Raw genomic sequence first — 1,517 nt, 5'->3', positions numbered from 1 at the left:
TTCGACAGCGCCGCAGGATCGGCCTGGCCGGTGATGACCGCGTTCGGGCTGGATCTGGCGGCGGTGCGCGCGTCCGGCACCGTACCCCCCGTCCTGCGCACCCTCGCCGGCCCGGTACGCGGCCGTGCCGCCGCGGCCTCCGGCGAACGCCTCTGGGCCGACCGGGTGTCCGGTCTCGCGCCGGCCGAGCGCGAGCGCTGGGTGAGCGAGGAGGTACGGCGCCAGGTCGCCGTCGTCCTCGGCCATGGAGCCGGCGGCGACATACCGGTGTCGGTGGCGTTCAAGGACCTGGGCTTCGACTCCCTCACGGCCGTCGAGCTGCGCAACCGCCTCCAGGCCAGCACCGGCCTCCGGCTGCCCGCCACCCTCGTCTTCGACCACCCCAACCTGCGGGCGCTGGCCCGCCATCTCGTCACCGAGGTCGCCGGGGAGACCGGGAACGCAGCGGTCGGGCAACTCGCCTCCCACCAACGGCCGTTGACCGTCGGCGGCGATCACGAGCCGATCGCGATCGTGGGGATGGCGTGCCGGTTCCCTGGGGGTGTGGGGTCGCCGGAGGAGCTGTGGCGGCTGGTGTCCGAGGGTGTCGACGGCATGTCGGCGTTTCCCGGGGACCGTGGCTGGGACGTGGAGGGTCTCTACGACCCCGACCCGGACCGCCCGGGCACCTCGTACGTCCGCGAGGGCGGCTTCCTCGCCGACGCCGGTGGCTTCGATGCCGGGTTCTTCGGGATCTCGCCGCGTGAGGCGGTGGCGATGGACCCGCAGCAGCGCCTGATTCTCGAGGTGTCGTGGGAGGCCCTGGAACGCGCCTCCCTGGACCCGAGATCGCTCGCCGGGACCGAAACCGGCGTCTTCATGGGCGTGATCCACAACGACTACACGACGAGCGTCCCCTCGCCGCCCGAGGACGTACAGCCGTTCCTCGGCAACGGGGGCTTCACCAGCGTGGCCTCGGGCCGGGTCGCCTACTCCCTCGGGCTGGAGGGCCCGGCGGTGAGCGTGGACACGGCCTGCTCCTCCTCGCTCACCGCGCTGCATCTGGCGGTGCAGGCGCTGCGCCGCGGAGAGTGCAGCATGGCCCTGGCCGGCGGCGCTTCGGTGATGGCCACCCCGGTGTCCTTCACGGACTTCTCGCGGCAGCGCGGGCTGGCGGCCGACGGCCGGTGCAAGGCGTTCGCGGCTGCCGCGGACGGTACGGGCTGGTCCGAGGGTGTGGGCGTGCTCGTGGTGGAGCGACTGTCCGACGCGGAACGTCTCGGGCACCGCGTGCTGGCCGTCGTCCGCGGTTCGGCGATCAACCAGGACGGTGCGTCGAACGGTCTGACCGCGCCGAACGGCCCGTCGCAGGAACGGGTGATCAAGGCGGCGTTGGCCGATGCCCGGCTTGCTGCGCAGGACGTGGACGCCGTCGAGGGGCATGGCACCGGTACGACGCTGGGCGATCCGATCGAGGCGCAGGCGCTGCTGGCCACGTATGGCCGGGGCAGGTCGCCCGAACGCCCGCTGTGGCTGGG

General features: G+C 73.2%; 1 protein-coding gene. It reads left to right on the top strand.

Annotated features, from left to right (window positions below):
• Positions 1-1,517, top strand: a 1,517-nt coding sequence (locus tag ADL29_RS04185) for a type I polyketide synthase (RefSeq protein ID WP_169795187.1), incomplete at both ends; no start/stop codon positions are given.

This window comes from Streptomyces chattanoogensis, from assembly GCF_001294335.1.
In the GTDB taxonomy this organism is placed as follows: Bacteria; Actinomycetota; Actinomycetes; order Streptomycetales; family Streptomycetaceae; genus Streptomyces; species Streptomyces chattanoogensis.
This window is presented reverse-complemented; position numbering and strand designations above follow the sequence as displayed.